This window comes from Saccharopolyspora sp. NPDC049357 (assembly GCF_040677225.1).
In the GTDB taxonomy this organism is placed as follows: Bacteria; Actinomycetota; Actinomycetes; order Mycobacteriales; family Pseudonocardiaceae; genus Saccharopolyspora.
Map to the genome: position 1 here is coordinate 1 of NZ_JBFAQJ010000056.1, position 17,722 is coordinate 17,722.

The window sequence follows — 17,722 nt, forward strand, 5'->3', positions numbered from 1 at the left end:
CTCTTCCCCTCCACCCCGCTCTTCCTATCTTAGCGCAGCTGGTAGCGCATCACCTTGCCAAGGTGAGGGTCGCGGGTTCGAGTCCCGTCATCCGCTCGCAGCAGTGGGGCCGAGGTCATCAACCTCGGCCCCACTGCTATTTCACGTCCTGGGGACTCCTGACCTCCGGCAGGCCGGGCGACGCGGTCATCGATCATGGACGGGTCGGACCGGAACCGTCCATGATCGCGCTCCGCGGGAGATCAGCTCTCGACGCCGAGGCCGATCGGGCAGGAGACGCCGGTGCCGCCGAGGCCGCAGTAGCCGTTGGGGTTCTTGGCGTCCGAGAGGTACTGCTGGTGGTAGCTCTCGGCGTAGTAGAAGTCCTGGAGCAGGGCGATCTCCGTGGTGATCTCGCCCTTGCCCGCCGCCGTCAGGGCCTGCTGGAAGGCTTCGCGGCTCGCTTCCGCTTCGGCCTTCTGCTGGTCGCCGACGCAGTAGATGGCCGAGCGGTACTGGGTGCCGAGGTCGTTGCCCTGGCGCATGCCCTGGGTCGGGTCGTGGTTCTCCCAGAACGCCTTGAGGACCTGCGCGTAACTGATCTTCTTCGGGTCGAAGACCACCAGGACGGCCTCGGTGTGGCCGGTCAGCCCGGAGCAGACCTCTTCGTAGCTCGGGTTCGGCGTGTAGCCGCCCGCGTAGCCGACCGCCGTGGTCCACACGCCCTCGGTCTGCCAGAACACGCGCTCCGCGCCCCAGAAGCAGCCCATGCCGACCACCGCGGTGGCCAGGCCCTCCGGGAACGGCGGAACGATGCGACGCTCCGGGAACACCGCGTGCCGCTCGTCCACCGGCATCGCCGTGTCACGGCCGGGCAGCGCCGACGACGGGTCGATCATCTTCAGCTTCGCACCGAACATGTTTCCAGGGTACGCGGTGGTCAACGGCGATCCAGCCGGTTGGGATCGCCGCGGCGACCCGCTTCCGGCGGCATCGGTCGGCGCGCGTGCCTGCCCTGCGGCTGCTCGTCGATCTCACCGGACAACCGCCGCGACAACGGCGACTCCTCCGGCGGCAGGCGGCGCGGGAACCCCCGGTCCGGCGGGTACGCCCGGCCCGGCGGCGGTCCGACGGGCCGCTGCGCACCGCCCACCGGCGGGCGCGGTGGCGCGTACCGGGGACGTTCGGGCCGGTCTGGGACCCGGTGAACGGCCGGTTCGGGCAGGGGGAGGGACTTCTCGGTCGGAACGTCCTCCGGATCGGGCTCCGGTTCGGGTTCGCGCTTCTTCGCGGGCGCGGTGTCGAGGAGGTGGCGCAGCCGCATCGTGGGGTCTTCGACGTACTTCCACGACAGGGTGCCCAGGACGTAGGCGATCGGGGCGGCGCAGAGCAGCATGAGCCACTGGTTGCCGATCCCGGCCATCGCCAGCAGCTGCTGCACCGGGAAACCCCAGACGTACACGCCGTAGCTGCCGTTGACCCACACGCCCGGAACCGTCAGCCGCGACGGCCAGAAGTGCCCGGCCACGATCACGGCGTAGCTGACCGCGAAGGCCATGAACGCCGAGGCGGTGATGTTGTTGCCCATCACCACCAGCACGACCAGGCCCGCGCCCGCGGCCAGCGGCGACAGCGGGATCCGGTAGAGGTTCAGCAGCACGCCCAGCGCGAATGCCACCAGGAACGCCACCAGCGACTCGACCGGAACGCTCAGCAGCGAACCCGCCGACTCGGCGCCCGGGGTCTGCTCCAGGTGCCGGTCCCAGGCGATCAGGCCGATCAGCGCGACCACCGTCAACCAGCGGAAGTCCTTCTTGGCCGTGCCCAGCAGCAGCAGCGCGAACAGGCCGCCGTAGGCCAGCAGCTCCATCGGCAGCGTCCACAGAGAACCGTTGACCGCGTCCGGCCACGGGTTGTTCTCGAACACCCCCGGCAGGTCGTGCCGCAACGTCAGCAGACCCGCGTTGTTGACGATGTAGCCCCAGGTCTCGTGCGCGCGGAAGTACTCGCCGAGCGGCAGCGTGGTGATCACCGGGCCGACGATCAGGGCCATGCCGACCGACACCGTGAGCATCGGCGGCCACAGCCGCAGCACCCGCTTGACCGCGAAGCGCAGCGCGTGCGGATCGCGCATCCAGCTCTCGGTGATCTGGAAACCGCTGAGCGCGAAGAACCCCATCAGCACGCCCTCGTCGGGCTGCACCGGCCACTCCGGCGGGAACAGCTCGCCGCTGCCCACCAGGGGGGAGCTGTGACCGTAGATGACCAGCAGCGCACCGATCATGCGGATCCAGGCGAAGCCGTGGTTCGGGGCGGCGAACAACTCTGGGCGAGCGTGCACGACGCGCGCAACACTCAACCCGGATCACCCCATCGATTCGCGCCCGACTCGGACGTCAACGCTGCGTAGCCTAGCCGGGGTCTCCGCGGTTCGGGACCCTTTACAACCCGGACACCCGTCCGGACCAGACCGCAGACCGTATCGTTATTCGGCCGGTGCACCGCGAACCTGTCGCTCAGTGCCAGAATGGCGTCGTTCGCAGCAGCGGCGTTCATGGAAATCCGGAAAGGGCGCTATCGGTGACCTGGCAAGACGAGTTGCAGAACCTCGACGCCGAACTCGCGGCGGGACGAATTTCCGCCGAAGAGTACCGACAGCGCAGGGACACCGTGCTGGGCAGGGCGCAGGGCGGTCAGACCGGGCCACCGCAGTCGAACCCGGACGGCTTCCCGCAGCAGGACCAGACACAACAGGCTGATCCCTCGTCCGGGGGGTTCCCGCAGCAGCAGCCCGCCCAGCAGCAACAGCAGCCGTCGAGCCCGTTCCCGCCCGCGTTCAGCTGGGGCGACGCCGCCAAGCAGCAGCCGCAGCAGCAGGGCGACGACGCCACGCAGGTCGTGCCGAACCCGTTCCACCAGCAGCAACAGCAGCAGCCGCCCGCGGACTCCAACAGCACCCAGATCGTCAGCGTGCCGCAGAACCCGCAGCAGCAACAGCAGTGGGGCCAGTCGCAGCCGCCGTGGGCCGGTCAGCAGCAGGGCCAGCAGGGCTGGGGGCCGGTGGAGACCACCGGCACGCCGTGGGGCGATGACCTGCCCGGTTCCAGCGACTCCGGCGAGGCGTCCTGGATGCGGCAGGGCCCGGAGGTCTTCGAGTCCGCGGGCAAGTCCGGCAAGGGCAAGCTGATCGCCGGTCTGTCCATCGGTGCCGTGCTGCTGGTCGTCGTGATCGTCGCGGTGGTGTTCTACTTCACCAGCAGCGGCGGCGACCAGCCCGAACGCGAGACCGCCGCTCCCCCGCCGACCACCACGCAGCTGCCCGCACCGCCCGCCGCCAAGGCGCCGCCGGCGACGACGCAGGAGGTGCTGGTGGCCGCGAACGGCCCGGCGCACCCGTGGGTCGGGCTGCTGGACCTGCCCAACCTGCAGGGAGCCAAGGGCGGACTGCTGCAGCCGAAGACCGTGCTCGACACCGCGTTCCAGAACGGCCTGGTCGAGGGCTGGTTCAACGGCACCGAAGGCGCGCAGCCGAAGACGACGCTGCTCGCGCTGAAGATGCCCGACACCAACGCCGCCAAGACCGTCGTCGACAAGTACCTGTCCGCGCAGCAGGGCCTCACCGAGATGGAAGACCTCTCCTACCAGGGCGTTTCGGTGGTCTCCACGGGATCGACGTTCCGCACCGCCTACGTGGCGCACAACTACGCGGTGATCATCGACGTCAGCGGCCCGCCGGAGCAGAAGGACGCGGCCCAGCAGTCGTTCAAGGCCGTCCTCGACCAGCAGCTCACCCAGACGCCGCCCACCGTCACCGAATAAGCCGCCGCGCTCGAACGGCCGCTCACCTCGAACTCCGAGGTGAGCGGCCGTTCTTCTTCGCGCTGACGCGGCCCCGGATCAGGCGGTGGTGTCGAGCTTGGTGAGGAGTGACCTGAGCGCCGTTCGCGACGCTGTCGGGCCGAACTGGGCCTCGACGGCCGTGCGACCCGATTCGGCGAGGGCCGACCAGGTCTCGTCCTCGGTGAGGAGCCGGGTCACCGCGACGGAGAAGGACTCCTCGTCGTCGGCGACCAGGACGTCCTGACCCGGCTTGAGGTGCATGCCCTCGATCGCGACCGACGTGCCCACCACCGGGACCCCGACCGCGAGGCTCTCGCCGACCTTGCCCTTCACCCCAGCGCCGAAGCGCAGCGGAGCGATCGTCACCCGGGCCCGCGCGTAGTGCGGCTCCACCGACTCGACCCAGCCGTGCACCTCGACCCCCGGCCCCTGCAGGGCGCGGACCTCGTCGGTCGGGTTGCTGCCGATGACGTGCAGGACCGCGTCCGGGCACTGCTCGCGGACCAGCGGCATGATCTCCCGAGCGGCCCAGCGTGCCGCGTCCACGTTCGGCGGGTGGTCGAAGCTGCCGACGAACACCACGTCGCGGCGTCCTTCGACGTGAACCGGCGCGTGGTCGATCTCGTGCACGTTGGACAGCACCCGCACATCGGCCTCGGGCACCAGCTCGCCCAGCAGCGTGCGCTCGGTCTCGGAGACCACCAGCGTCACGTCGCAGGCCCTGGTCAGGCCCAGTTCCATCTGCTTGGACGCGAACGCCTTGCGGCGCAGCGCCTCCGCGCGGTCGGCCTCGCCCTGCCGCTCGGCGAGCTCGGCCTCCCGCTCCAGGCGCAGGAAGTGCACGTCAACGGTGTCGTAGGCGATGACGGCCTGCGGTGCGCGGGTGCGCAGCTCCTCGACCAGGCTCCACGCGACCTGCGGACGCGACAGCAGCGCGAGGGAGATCTCCGACCCCGCCTCGTGCAGGAACGCCTGCTGGAGCTCCGGCTGCGGCAGCACCGTCACGCCGATCTGCTGCAGGTTCTCGGTGTAGGGCTGCAGCGGCGCGTGGTTGGCGGGGAAGAACACCACCCGGTACCCCAGCTCCACCAGCTGCTCCAGCACCCGGAAGATCCGCACCGAACCCGAGTCGAAGTCCGGCCGCGGCACCTGGTGGTCCTTGACCAGCACGATCGGACCGCGGTGACCGCGCGCGCCGCGCTGGCGCGCCAGCCACAGGTTGCGCGGAGACGCCTCCGGGAGGTGCTCGGCGCGCAGCACGTCCGCCCACTTCTCGACGAAGACCTGCCGGTTGAGCTCCTGGTGCTTCTTCACCCCGGAACCGATGTCGGTGCCGTTGGAGACGCCTTCGTGGTGCACCACCACGGCCTTCGGCTGCACGACGGTGCGGTATCCGGCGGCGCGGATCGCGAACGCCAGATCGGTGTCCTCGTAGTAGGCGGGCGCGAACCTCGTGTCGAAGCCGCCGACCTGGCGGAACAGCTCCGCGCGCACCAGGATCGCCGCACCGGAGCAGTAGTCGACGTCGCGCAGCACGTTGAACTCCGCGCCGCCACCGTCCGTTCCGCGACCGTAGTTCCAGCCGTTGCCGTCGGCCCAGACGATGCCGCCGCACTCCTGCAGCCGCCCGTCCGGGTACACCAGCTTGGCGCCGACCAGTCCGATCCGCGGATCGGAGGTGATGGTGTCGACCAGGACGTCCAGCCAGGACTCGGTGACCTCGGCGTCGTTGTTGAGGAAGAACAGGTGCTCGCCGCGCGCGTGCTCGGCACCGAGGTTGCAGGCGCCGATGAACCCGAGGTTGCGCTCGGCCCGCACCAGCCGCACGCCCTCGCAGGCGGCGAGCTTCTCGGCGCTGTCGTCCGGCGAGGCGTCGTCGACGACGATCACCTCGAACGGCACCGACACCAGGTGGCCGCCGAGGAACCGCAGGCACTGGCGGGTGTAGGACCACTTGCCGTGCACCGGAACGATCACGCTGACCAGCGGGGAATCGCTGAAGGGCACCGGCAGCGGCCCGGTCTCGGCCTGCTCGGCGACCGCCGGGACGCCGGGCTTGCGGCCCAGCGCGATCTCGTAGGCGTCGCGACGGGTGGTGCCGCGCGGGGCGACCCGCTCGACGACCTTCCGGTACTTGCCGACCGCGCGCTGCACCAGCGCCGAGTTCTGCGCGGACAGCTCGGCGTTCTCGGCGGTGAGCCGCTCCGCGCGGCTCTCGGCGTCGGCGAGCTTGCCTTCGAGACGAGCGGCGGTGTCGCGCAGCCACTCCACGCGGGCGGCGTCGCGCTGCGCCTGCAGACCGCGCTCGCGCAGCTGCTCGCGGAGTTCGGCCAGCTCCCGGTTGTGGACGTCGGCGCGCTGCTCCTCGGACTTGCGCAGCTCCTCCAGCCGCGCGATGGCGCCCTTGAGCTCCTCGGCCTCGTCGCGACTGCGCTGGTAGAGCTCGTTGAGCTTGGCCACGTCGGCGACCGCCTCGTCGCGCTGCTCGATCAGCGCCGCCGTGTCGCCCGCGCGGGCCAGGGTCAGCTTCGCGTCGGTGAGCACCGCCGCCGCGGGGAGCTTCGGCAGGTGCTTGTCGGAGGCCACGCCCAGCAGGTAGGTGTGCGGGACTCCCCGGCTGACCGCCCAGTCACCGGCCTCGTTGCGCTCGATGGTCTGCAGCCGGACGCCCTCGATCGCGGTGTCGCGGTCGCCGTGGTCGGCGGGCACCACCAGCGATCCGACGGTGACGTTCTGCTTGAGCACCGCCACGTGCCGGAAGGACTCCTCCAGCATCGACTCGTACTCGCGGGCGCTGAGCTCCTTGACGTGGAACGGGTTGTCGTTGCCGTGCTCGTGGGTGTAGACGGCGGTGTCCGGGGTGCTGGACAGGAACAGCCCGCCCTGCTTCATCCGCGACCGGACCAGCCGCAGCACCGCCGCGTGGTCCTCGACGTGCTCGATGGCCTCGAAGCACACCACGACGTCGAACGGCTTGGCGTCGGCCAGCAGGTCCGGGTCGGTGATCGAACCGACCTCGAAGCTCACGTCGCGGCCCGCGTAGTTGTGCCGGGCGTGCGCGACGGTCCGCTCGTCGATGTCGACGCCGACGACCTCGGCTCCCCCGGCGGCCAGCAGCGCGGCGCCGTAGCCCTCGCCGCAGGCGAGGTCGAGGACCCGCTTGCCCCGCGCGAAGGGGGCTGCCAGGGCGTACCGGTGGTAGTGCTCGTAAACCACCTGCACGTCTTCGGTCCAGGGCACGCAGCGCTCCCCGGTCCAGTCGATCAGCCGCTCGTCCATGGGCCCCTCACCGAGTTGTGAATCCGCTCGCAGGTTATCGCCCCTCGGCAGGCTGCTGCGGCCGGTTCGGGCGAGGAACATGAGGACGTTCTCATCCCGGTTTCACCCGCGGTTGTCCCCGACAGGTCAGAGTGGGTGCATGCGTTCCGTTCCCCGGGGAGTCCTGCTGCTCGCGGCCCTCGCGCTGCCCATCGTCGCCGTGCTGGTCAGCTTCGCGCTGACCGGCGGGGTGCGCTCGCCCGAGATCCCGGAGAGCGTGCGCGTCGGCAGCACGCCCAGCCCGAGCAGCCGCGGGCCGTCCGCGGACGTGCCGGTGCCCGTCGTTCCCGGTCCGTCCGACGTGCCGCCCCCGCCCGCCGAGCTGCCGCCGCCCGCGCCCAACGATGACGACGATGACGACGCGACGGACGGCCATGACGACTGATTCGCCCACCCGCCCGCTGACCAGGCTCGCCGGTCGCCGCGGCACCCGGGTTCCCGCCAGGGCTCAGATCATGGGCTGGCTGCTGCTGGTGCTGGTCCTGGTGCTGCTGACGGTCATAGTGATCGTCCGCGAATACCTGCACGACGAGGTCGACCGCCGGGTCACCAGCTCGCTGGAGCAGGAGGCGAAGGAGTTCGTGGCCTTCGCCGAGAGCGGCCAGGACCCGGTCAGCGGCCGGATGTTCGCCGACCCGGGAACGCTGCTGCACAACTACCTCGGCCACCAGTACCCGGACACCGACGAGGCGCTGATCGGCGCGTGGCCGGCCGCGCGCGGTCTCGGCGTGGTCTCGCAGGAGCAGACCGAGCCGATCAAGGCCGTCGCGCACGACCGGACCGTGCTGCAGCGGATCATCGACGACCCGCGCGCGCACGGCGATCTGGACACCCCGGCCGGCCCGGTTCGCTGGGTGAAGGTGCGCGCCGAGACCGCGCAGGGCGGCAGCGCCTGGTTCGTGGTCGAACACCACATCGCGGCCGAGACCGCCGAGGTCGACCGCAGCGTCCGGGTTCTGCTGCTGGTCAGCGCCCTGGGCGTGGTGCTGGCCGCGCTGATCTCCTGGGTGGTGGCGGGGCTGATCCTGGCCCCGGTGCGGGCGGTGCGCCAGGCCGCGGCCGAGATCACCGAGCACGACCTGACCAGGCGCATCCCGGTGGAGGGCCGCGACGACATCGCCGCGCTGGCCGACCAGTTCAACGCGATGCTGGACCGGTTGGAGGACGCGTTCCGCATCCAGCGGCAGTTCGTCGACGACGCCGGCCACGAGCTGCGCACCCCGATCACGATCGTCCGCGGCAACCTGGAGCTGATCGGCGTCGATCCCGCCGAGCGCGACGAGGTGGTGCGGCTGTGCACCGACGAGCTGGACCGGATGACGCGGATCGTCAACGACCTGCTGGTGCTGGCCAAGGCCGACCGGCCGGACTTCGTCTCCCCCACCGAGGTGTCGCTGGCCGAGCTGACCAGCGACATCGACGCGAAGGTGCGGTCGCTGGGCGACCGGCGGTGGGTGCTGGCGGAGATGGGCGAAGGCGAGTTCTCGCTCGACGGGCAGCGGATCACCCAGGCGATGGTGCAGCTGGCGCAGAACGCGGTGCAGCACACCTCCGCCGGGTCGACGATCCGCATCGGCTCCGCCGCCGGCGACGGCACCGTCGAGCTGTGGGTCAGCGACGAGGGGCCGGGCGTCGATCCCTCCGAGGTGGAGAAGATCTTCGAGCGCTTCAGCCACGGCAACGGCCGCAAGGGCGGGGCCGGGCTGGGCCTGGCGATCGTCCGGGCCATCGCCGACGCGCACGACGGCCGGGTCCTGGTCCGCTCCGCGCCCGGTTCGGGAGCGACCTTCCGGCTGGAACTGCCCGCGAAGACCACGGGAGACGAGGCATGAGCAAGATCCTGATCGTCGAGGACGAGGAGCGCATCGCGGCGTTCATCGAGAAGGGCCTGCGCGCCAACGGGTTCACCGCCACCGTCGTCGCCGACGGGGACACCGCGCTGCACCACCTGGTCGACGGCGGCTACGACCTGGCCGTGCTGGACCTGGGGCTCCCCGGCCGCGACGGGTTCGCGGTGCTGCGCGAGGTGCGCGCGAAGCGGGTGGCGCTGCCCGTGGTGATCCTGACCGCGCGCGACACCGTGCACGACACGGTCGCCGGCCTGGAGGGCGGCGCGGACGACTACATGACCAAGCCGTTCCGCTTCGAGGAGCTGCTGGCCCGCATCCGGCTGCGGCTGCGTTCGGCGGAGCGCGCCGAGGAGGTCACGGTGCTGCGCGACGGCGAGCTGTCGCTGGACCTGCGCACCCGCCGCGCCCAGGTCCCCACCGGCACGGTGGACCTGACGGCCCGCGAGTTCTCGCTGCTGGAGCTGTTCTTACGGCATCCCGGCCAGGTGCTGAGCCGCGAGCAGATCCTCTCCCACGTCTGGGGCTACGACTTCGACCCCGGCTCCAACGTCGTCGACGTCTACGTCCGCGCGCTGCGGCGCAAGATCGGCAACGGCCACATCGGAACCGTGCGCGGCATGGGCTACCGGCTCGGCGGCTAGGACGCCGGAGGCGTGAACCCGCTGGTGGCCGAGGCGGGGCGCGCGGTGTGGAAAAGCGCCCGCGAGCGATGTGCACAGCTGTGGATAAGTCTGTCCACAACTGTGCATAACCACGCCTGAGGGTCACCATCAACGCAGCTCACATGCCTGTGGATAACTCTATCCACAGACTTGTGGAGAACCCTGGATGAAGGCGCTCTCACCGGAGGTTCACGGAAGTCTCAGACCGGCCCCGGAGAGTCTTCCTCGTGCAGGTCAACAGCGTGGAAGCAGACCCGGTCGCCGGGTGGGGATGGGCCGTGGCGTTCACCCTCGCCGGCGTCGGCGTCTTCGGGGTCCTGGCCGTGCTCACCGTCCCGGCCCAAGGGCTCGACGGGTCGTTGAGCCGAGACGCCGTGCTGACGCTCGTGGTGTTCGGCGCGGCCATCATCGGGTGGACGCGCGCGAAGGTCGACGACACCTTCGTCGCACTGCTGGCCGCCGCCGTGCTCGCGGTGCTCGGGGTGCTGGAGTCCGAGCGGCTGTTCGCCGCGCTCGGCGAGGACCAGATCTGGCTGCTGGTGGCCGCGTTCATGCTGGCCGCCGGGATCAACCGGACCGGACTGCCCGCGCGGCTGGCCCTCGGACTGGCCGGCCGGGCGCGATCACCCCGGTCGCTGTGCCACCTGCTGACGCTCGGCCTGGTCGGCACCGCGCTGCTGATCCCGAGCACCAGCGGCCGGGCGGCGATGGCCGTGCCGCTGCACCGAGGCCTGGCGTCCGCCCTGCCGGACCGGCTGGTCCGGACGGTCGGCCTGCTCGTGCCGGTGGTGATCCTGCTGTCCGCGGTCGCCACCCTCACCGGAGCCGGAGCGCACCTGATCACCAGCCAGGTGCTCGCGGCGACCACCGGCGAAGGCATCCAGTTCGGCTGGTGGCTGTGCTGGGGACTGCCGTTCGCGCTGGTCAGCTCACACCTGGCCGCCGAACTCGTGCTGTGGACCGGCGGCGCGGACCGGCGGACGCCGCTGCGCGTCGACGTGGCAGAGCTGCGCGCGCTGCTGGACGTGCCCGAACGGCTGCGGCCGGCCGAAGTCAGGGCCGGAACGCTGCTGGGCGTCGTGGTGCTGCTGTGGAGCACCGAGTCCTGGCACGGGCTGCCGCCCGCGCTGATCGCGCTGGGCGCGGCGCTGCTGGTCACCTCGCCCCGCGTCGGAACCGTCCCGATGAAGGCCGCCGTCGGCGAGATCCCCTGGTCGCTGCTGCTGTTCATGGCCGCGACCGGTGCGCTGGGCACCGCGCTCACCGACTCGGGCGCGGCCGGCTGGATCGCCGGTCACGCGCTGGTCGGCGACAGTCCGGTGGCGCTGCTGGTGGCGGTCGTGGCGCTGAGCACCGCGCTGCACCTGCTGGTCGCGTCCCGGTCGGCGCGATCGGCGGTGCTGATCCCGCTGCTGGTGCCGGCGGCGCTGGCCGTCGGCGCCAACCCGATGGCGGTGGCGTTCGCCTCGACCGCTGCGGCCGGTTTCTGCCACACCCTGCCGTCCTCGGCGAAGCCCCTCGCGATGTTCGCCGAGCACTACGAGCCGCGCGAGCTGCGCAGGCTCGCGGTCGTCCTGGGGCCGCTGACGGCCGCGCTGGTGCTGCTGTTCTCCCTGCTCGTCTGGCCCCTGCTGGGTTTGTCCGTCTAGTCCACCGTGGAGGAAAGAATGTTCCGCATCGTCGTCGCGCCGAGCGGTTTCAAGGAATGCCTGGACGCCGAGCAGGTCGCCGACGCGATCCAGGCAGGCATCCGACGGGTCATCCCCGGAAGCGTGGTCGACACCGTGCCGCTGATCGACGGTGGTGAGGGTTCGGCCCGGCTGCTCGCCCGCGCCACCGGCGGCACGCTCGTGCCGGTGACCGTCACCGGTCCGGTCGGCGATCCGGTCGCGGCCCACTTCGCGCTGCTCGACGACGACACCGCGTTCGTCGAGATGGCCGCCGCGGCGGGCTTATCGCTGGTCCCGCCCAGCGAACGCGAACCGGGCCGCACCACGAGCCGGGGCGTCGGCGAGCTGATCCGCGCGGCGCTGGAAACCGGAGCGCGGCGCTTGGTCATCGGCTGCGGCGACTCGGGCATCTGCGACGGCGGCGCCGGTGCGCTGCAGGCCCTGGGCGTGCGGATCACCGACGAAGCCGGCCGGGAGATCGGGTCCGGTGGCGCTGAGCTGCTGCGCGCCCGCCACGTCGACGCCTCCGGCCTCGACCCTCGCCTGTCCGAAGTGGACATGACGGTCGCCGTCAACCCGCGCAACGTGCTGTGCGGACCGGACGGGGTGGCCCGCCGCTACGGTCCGCAGAAGGGCGCTTCGGCGCAGGACGTCGAGCTGCTGTCCTCGGCGATGTCGAACTGGGCGCGGCTGCTGGACCCCGGCCTGGCCGAGCTGCCCGGCGCCGGGGCTTCGGGCGGACTGGCCGCCGGACTCGCCGGAGTCCTCGGAGCACGCCTGGAATCCCGCTTCGACGTGTTCCTGACCAGCACCGATCTGGATCAGCGGCTGCGCACCGCCGATCTGGTGATCACCGCCGAAGGCGCCATCGACGCGTCCACCGCGCTCGGCAAGATCCCCACCGAGGTCGCGCGCCGCGCCAAGCAGCACGGCAAAGCGGTGATCGCGCTGTGCGGCACCATCGGACCGGGCGCCGACACCAGCTACGAGCACGGGATCGACGCCATCACCGGAATCCTCACCGGCCCGGTGGCGCTGCCCGACGCCATCACCAGAGCCCCGGCGCTCATCACCGATGCGACCGCCCGAACCCTGCGGATGCTGCTGCTCGGAACCACCCTCCCGGCCGCGTGAGCTCAGCGGCCCGCCGCGTATCCCTGCGCACCGCGCGGGTTGGCGGCGGCCTTGAGCAGGCCCGACTCCGGATCCCGGGACACCGCGGAGAGGCGGCCGAGGGACCACGGACCGTTGTCCTCCACCAGGTGCCCGCGGGCCCCCAGCGCGGCGATGGTGTCGGCACCGAGGCGGGATTCCACCGCCACAGCACCGGGTTCCCACTCGCGGGGGTAGAACGAGCGCGGGAACGCGGTGCTGTGCCAGGCGGGTGCGTCGATGGCGGCCTGCAGGTCGAGCCCGCCGTGGACGTGGGCAAGCCAGAAGCACAGCTGCCACTGGTCCTGCTGGTCCCCACCGGGCGTCCCGAAGGCCAGCGCCGGAACGCCGCCGCGCAGCGCCAGCGACGGGCTCAACGTGATGCGCGGGCGCTTGCCCGGCACCAGCGAGTTCGGCAGCCCCTCTTCCAACCAGAACATCTGGGCGCGGCTGCCCAGGCAGAACCCGAGTTCGGGGATCGTCGGCGAGGACTGCAACCACCCGCCGGACGGGGTCGCCGAGATCATGTTGCCCCAGCGGTCCACGACGTCGATGTGCACCGTGTCGCCCCGGCTCTCACCGTTGGGCAGCACTGTCGGCTCGCCGATGCCGACCCCGCTCGGATCCGACAGCCCGCCCACACCGCGGCTCTCGGCGACGAACGCCGGTAATTCGGCCGTGCGTCCGCCGGGCGAGCCGGGCCGCAGGTCCAGCGACGCGGTCGCGCCGATCAGGTCGCGGCGCTGCGCGGCGTACTCGTCGGAGACGAGGTCGGCGAGCACACCGGGGTCGGCGGAGTCGCCGTACCACGCCTCGCGGTCGGCGAACGCGAGCTTGGTGGCCTCCACCGCCGCGTGCACCACGTCGACCGGCGGAACACCGTCGGCGTAGGACACGGGCAGGCCTTCCAGCAGCTTCAGCTGCTGGGCGAGCGCCGGTCCCTGCGACCAGATGCCGAACTTCGCCAGCGTCCAGCCGCCCGGCAGGTCGACCGTCAGCGGCTGCTCGTAGGTCGTCTCGAACTCCGCCATGTCCTGCGCGGTGAGCACACCCGCGTGATCGCGGCCTGAGTTGTCCCGGTGCGGGATCCGCGCGAACTCCTCCACGGCTTCGGCCACGAACCCCTGCGACCACGCCCGGCGCGCGGCGTCGATCTGCGCCTCCCGGCCGGTCACCGACTCGGCCTCGGACAGCAGCCGCTCCCAGGTGTCGGCGAGCACGGGATTGCGCACCACCGAACCCGGTTCCGGCACCGAGCCGTCCGCGTTGAGCCAGCGCTCCGCCGAGGTCCGCCAGTGCTGCCGGAACATGTCGGCGACCAGGCCGATGGTGTCGCTGATGCGCGGCACGATCGGACACCCGCCGCGCGCGTAGCCGATCGCGTAGCTCAGCACCTCGCGCAGCGTCTTGGTGCCGTGGTCGCGCAGCAGCGTCAGCCAGCCGTCCCAAGCGCCGGGCACCGTGGTCGCCAGCAGTCCCGTGCCCGGGATCAGGTCCAGGCCGAGTTCGTCGCGGTAGTGCTCGATCGTCGCCCCGGCCGGCGCCGGCCCCTGCCCGCACAGCGCGCGCGGTCGCGGGTCGGCGGCGGTGGCGAACAGCGCCGGGACCTCACCGCCCGGCCCGTTGAGGTGCGGTTCGACGACCTGCAGCACGAATCCGGCCGCCACGGCTGCGTCGAAGGCGTTCCCGTCGTCCTCCAGCACCGCCATCCCCGCTGCCGAGGCCAGCCAGTGCGTCGAGGCGACCATCCCATGAGTACCGGCGAGCTCCGGGCGAGTCGTGAACACCCGCCCACCCTAGATCTCCGACACCCCCATGACGAGAGTCGAAACCCACCCCTCGTCCCCCACGCCACACCGGTTTTCGACGTGGCCAACCCGGATCACCGCCGTATTCCGGGTGCCGATTACGGCAGTGATCCGGGTCACCTCCGGGGATCAGGAGAGGGCGGCGACCGGCATTCGGCCGACTCCTCGCCAAGAGAGGCCGGCTCGGCGGAGGACGTCGGGGTCGAGGTGGTTGCGGGTGTCGACGACGACCAGACCGTTGAGGGCTTCGGCGATGAGGTTCCAGTCCAGGGCGCGGAACTCCTGCCACTCGGTGAGCAGCACCAGCGCCGACGCTCCCTTCGCCGCCTGGTACGGGTCGTCGACCAGCGTCAGCCCGACCGGCAGCTCCGGTTCGTCGCCGCGCAGACCCGGGTCGTAGGCGATCAGCTCGGCGCCCTGCTCACCCAGCAGCTGGGCGACCTCCAGGGCGGGCGAGTCGCGCAGGTCGTCGGTGCCCGCCTTGAACGTCAGGCCCAGCAGCCCGATCCGCTCGCCGTCCAGCGAACCGCCGCAGGCCTCGCGGACCTTGCCGACCATCCGCTGCCGCTGGTGGGAGTTGGACGAGATGGTGGCCTGCAGCAGCGGGAAGTCGAACTCGACCGCCTCGGCCACCTGCAGCAGCGCCGCGGTGTCCTTGGGCAGGCAGGAACCGCCCCAGCCCGGTCCGGGCTGCAGGAACGACTGGCCGATCCGCCGGTCGTAGCCCATGCCCTCGGTGACGTCGGTGATGTCGGCGCCCAGCTGCTCGCACAGCTCCGCGATCGCGTTGACGTAGGACAGCTTGGTGGCCAGGAAGCAGTTCGCCGCGTACTTCACCATCTCCGCGCTCGCCGCGTCGGTGAGCACCGTCGGCGCGCCCAGGCGGGCGTAGAGGGCGGCGACGCGCTCAGCGGCGTCCTGGGTGTCGGAGCCGACGACGATGCGGTCCGGGTTGAGGAAGTCGTGCACCGCCGAACCTTCGCGCAGGAACTCGGGGTTGCTGACCACCGCGACGTCCTCGCGGCCCAGGTGCTCGGCGAGCCGCTTCGACGTCCCCACCGGGACCGTCGACTTGGTGACCATCACGCACCCGGTGGGCAGCACGCCGCGGACCTCGCGGGCGACGGCCTCCACCACGGCCAGGTCGGCGGCGCCGCCGGAACCCATCGGGGTCGGCACGCACAGGAACACGACCTCGGCCTCGGCGACCGCACCGGCGGAACCGACGACGAACTCCAGCCTCCCGGCGGCGATCCCCTCCTGCACCAGCTCGGCCAGGCCGGGCTCGTGGATGCGGACCTCGCCGCGGGACAGCTCGGCGACCTTCTCCTCGTTGACGTCGCTGCAGACCACCCGGTGGCCGAGCGAAGCCAGACACGCACCGGTGGTCAGTCCGACGTACCCGGTGCCGACAACGACGATTCGACGGGCGAACACAGGCCCCAACCCCTTCACCTCGTACGACCAGGCGGTCGCCTCTGCCCCCTCGAAAATCGATCGTGGCACATCTTCGAGCTGGGAAAACCCGCTTCGCTCAGAGTTCACGAGCTATATGTCGCAGGTGACGAGTTGGGAACCTGCCGTTTAGGCTGCGCGCGTGGATCAGAGACGTCTGGGGGAATCGGGTCTAGCGGTGAGCGCGGTCGGTCTCGGCTGCAACAACCTCGGAAGACCCGGAACCGCCACCGAAACCCTCGCCGGAGCCCGCGCCGTCGTCGACGCGGCGCTGGATGCCGGCATCACCTTCTTCGACGTGGCCGACGCCTACGGTTCACCTCGCGGACGCAGCGAGGAGCTGCTCGGGCAGTCGCTGTCCGGGCGGCGCGACATGGCGGTCATCGCCACCAAGTTCGGCATGGACATGCAGGGCACCAACGGCCCGGACTTCGGTGCCCGCGGTTCCCGCCGCTACGTGCGCCGCGCGGTGGAGTCCTCGCTGCGACGGCTGGGAACCGACTGGATCGACCTGTACCAGCTGCACCGGCCGGAACCGCTGACACCGCTGGAGGAAACCCTCTCGGTGCTCGACGACCTGGTCCGGGAGGGCAAGATCCGCTACGTCGGGCACTGCAACCTGCCCGGCTGGCAGGTCGCCGACGCGTCCTGGACGGCGAAGTCGGCGGGCCTGACCGCACCGGTGTCCAGCCAGCACCACTACTCGCTGCTCTCGCGCGAGGTGGAACGCGAGGTCGTGCCCGCCGCTCAGCGCTTCGGCCTCGGTCTGCTGCCGTACTTCCCGCTGGCCAACGGCCTGCTGACCGGCAAGTACCGACGTGACCAGATACCTCCGGCGGACAGCAGGCTGGCCGGACGCGCGCAGCTGCTGTCCGACGCGCCGTGGGGGCGGATCGAGAAGCTGCGGATCTTCGCCGAGCAGCGCGGCATCACGATGAGCACCGTGGCGCTCGGCTGGCTCGCCGCGCAGGACCCGGTCGCCTCGGTCATCGCCGGAGCCACCACCCCCGACCAGGTCCAGGCCAACGCGCAGAGCGCGAACTGGGTTCCGGGACCGGACGACCTCGCGACGCTGAACAGCATCTGCCCGGCGGCGTGAGTCCGACGACAGGATTCAGGGCGGTTCAAGCGGCGAGGCCGCTTTCTCTTCACCGCCTGAGCAGCTGGCACCGCGAAGCAGGTTGACCACAACTCTCCAGAGGAGGAACAGCGACAATGCAGATCACCGACACCGCAGCGATCGTCACCGGCGGTGCCTCCGGGCTCGGGGCCGCGACGGCGCGGGCGTTGGCCGGGCGGGGCGCGAAGGTGTTCGCGGTGGACCTGCCGGGCGCGATCGAGAAGGCTCCGATCGTCGACGGCATCACCTACACCGCGGCCGACGTCACCGACGCCGACCAGGTGCAGACCGCCGTCGACCAGGCCGCGGGCTCCGGCAACCCGCTGCGGATCGTGGTGAACTGCGCGGGAATCGGCCCGTCCGCCCGCATCGCGGGCCGCAAGGGCGTGCACGACCTCGACCTGTTCCGCAAGGTCCTGGAGATCAACCTGCTCGGCAGCTTCAACGTCATGCGGCTGGCCGCCGCCGCGATCGGCGAGACCGAGGCCGACCGGCACGGGCAGCGCGGCGTGGTGATCAACACCGCGTCGGTGGCGGCCTACGACGGCCAGATCGGGCAGGCCGCCTACGCCGCGTCCAAGGGCGGCGTCGCGAGCCTGACCCTGCCCGCCGCGCGCGACCTGTCGTCGAGCGGGATCCGGGTCATGACGATCGCACCCGGCATCGTGGACACCCCGATGCTGGCGACCGTCAGCGACGAGTTCCGGCAGGGCCTGGCCGACGGCGTCCCGTTCCCCAAGCGCCTCGGCACCCCGGAGGACTACGCGCAGCTGGCGCTGAACATCGTCGAGCACGACTACCTCAACGGCGAGGTCATCCGAATGGACGGAGCCCTCCGCATGGCGCCCCGCTGACCGCCGGTGGTGGG

At 71.3% G+C, this 17,722-nt stretch carries 13 protein-coding genes and 1 tRNA gene; 9 read left to right on the forward strand and 5 right to left on the reverse strand.

All coding sequences use genetic code 11. From position 1 onward, the window contains the following. Positions 1-31 precede the first annotated feature (31 nt). Positions 32-93: transfer RNA gene (locus tag AB0J91_RS30260), tRNA-Gly, on the forward strand. Between the two features lie 149 nt (positions 94-242). Here AB0J91_RS30260 and msrA read toward each other — a convergent pair. Further along, positions 243-899: a peptide-methionine (S)-S-oxide reductase MsrA gene (gene msrA, locus AB0J91_RS30265; RefSeq protein ID WP_363875725.1), complete on the reverse strand. Its 657-nt coding sequence runs from the start codon at positions 897-899 to the stop codon at positions 243-245. Positions 900-919: 20 nt separating this feature from the next. After that, complete coding sequence (locus AB0J91_RS30270) at positions 920-2,338, reverse strand: acyltransferase (RefSeq protein WP_363875728.1); 1,419 nt, start codon at positions 2,336-2,338, stop codon at positions 920-922. A gap of 221 nt (positions 2,339-2,559) precedes the next feature. On the opposite strand from AB0J91_RS30270, the gene AB0J91_RS30275 reads away from it, so the two are divergent. Next, positions 2,560-3,798, forward strand: a complete 1,239-nt coding sequence (locus tag AB0J91_RS30275; RefSeq protein ID WP_363875730.1) for a hypothetical protein — start codon at positions 2,560-2,562, stop codon at positions 3,796-3,798. A gap of 78 nt (positions 3,799-3,876) precedes the next feature. On the opposite strand, the gene AB0J91_RS30280 is transcribed toward AB0J91_RS30275, so the two are convergent. Beyond that, complete coding sequence (locus AB0J91_RS30280) at positions 3,877-7,098, reverse strand: glycosyltransferase (protein WP_363875733.1); 3,222 nt, start codon at positions 7,096-7,098, stop codon at positions 3,877-3,879. 139 nt (positions 7,099-7,237) lie between these two features. Between AB0J91_RS30280 and AB0J91_RS30285 the strand changes: the two genes are divergently transcribed. The 5 genes from AB0J91_RS30285 (at position 7,238) to AB0J91_RS30305 (ending at position 12,453) form a co-directional block, all read left to right on the forward strand. Continuing rightward, positions 7,238-7,522, forward strand: a complete 285-nt coding sequence (locus tag AB0J91_RS30285; protein ID WP_363875736.1) for a hypothetical protein — start codon at positions 7,238-7,240, stop codon at positions 7,520-7,522. Then, positions 7,491-8,969, forward strand: coding sequence for an ATP-binding protein (locus AB0J91_RS30290; RefSeq protein ID WP_363875739.1), 1,479 nt, complete (start codon positions 7,491-7,493; stop codon positions 8,967-8,969). Before AB0J91_RS30285 ends, AB0J91_RS30290 begins: the two co-directional genes overlap by 32 nt. Next, complete coding sequence (locus tag AB0J91_RS30295) at positions 8,966-9,628, forward strand: response regulator transcription factor (protein ID WP_363875742.1); 663 nt, start codon at positions 8,966-8,968, stop codon at positions 9,626-9,628. Before AB0J91_RS30290 ends, AB0J91_RS30295 begins: the two co-directional genes overlap by 4 nt. Before the next feature lie 248 nt (positions 9,629-9,876). Further along, a complete protein-coding gene (locus AB0J91_RS30300) occupies positions 9,877-11,298 on the forward strand; it encodes an SLC13 family permease (RefSeq protein ID WP_363875745.1) in 1,422 nt (473 codons plus the stop codon). A gap of 18 nt (positions 11,299-11,316) precedes the next feature. Further along, positions 11,317-12,453 carry a glycerate kinase gene (locus AB0J91_RS30305; RefSeq protein WP_363875748.1) on the forward strand — a complete coding sequence of 379 codons (1,137 nt, stop codon included), beginning with the start codon at positions 11,317-11,319 and terminating at the stop codon, positions 12,451-12,453. A gap of 2 nt (positions 12,454-12,455) precedes the next feature. Here the strand turns inward: AB0J91_RS30305 and AB0J91_RS30310 are convergent, their stop codons facing one another. Further along, positions 12,456-14,258, reverse strand: coding sequence for a gamma-glutamyltransferase family protein (locus AB0J91_RS30310; protein WP_363875751.1), 1,803 nt, complete (start codon positions 14,256-14,258; stop codon positions 12,456-12,458). 150 nt (positions 14,259-14,408) lie between these two features. Continuing rightward, positions 14,409-15,716, reverse strand: coding sequence for a UDP-glucose/GDP-mannose dehydrogenase family protein (locus AB0J91_RS30315; protein ID WP_363875754.1), 1,308 nt, complete (start codon positions 15,714-15,716; stop codon positions 14,409-14,411). Between the two features lie 160 nt (positions 15,717-15,876). Here AB0J91_RS30315 and AB0J91_RS30320 point away from each other — a divergent pair, with 160 nt between their 5' ends. Then, the gene (locus AB0J91_RS30320; RefSeq protein ID WP_363875757.1) at positions 15,877-16,833 is read left to right on the forward strand and encodes an aldo/keto reductase; all 957 of its coding nucleotides are present in this window, start codon (positions 15,877-15,879) and stop codon (positions 16,831-16,833) included. A gap of 116 nt (positions 16,834-16,949) precedes the next feature. After that, on the forward strand, positions 16,950-17,708 hold the full coding sequence (locus AB0J91_RS30325) for an SDR family NAD(P)-dependent oxidoreductase (RefSeq protein ID WP_363875760.1): 759 nt from the start codon (positions 16,950-16,952) through the stop codon (positions 17,706-17,708). Positions 17,709-17,722: the final 14 nt, after the last annotated feature.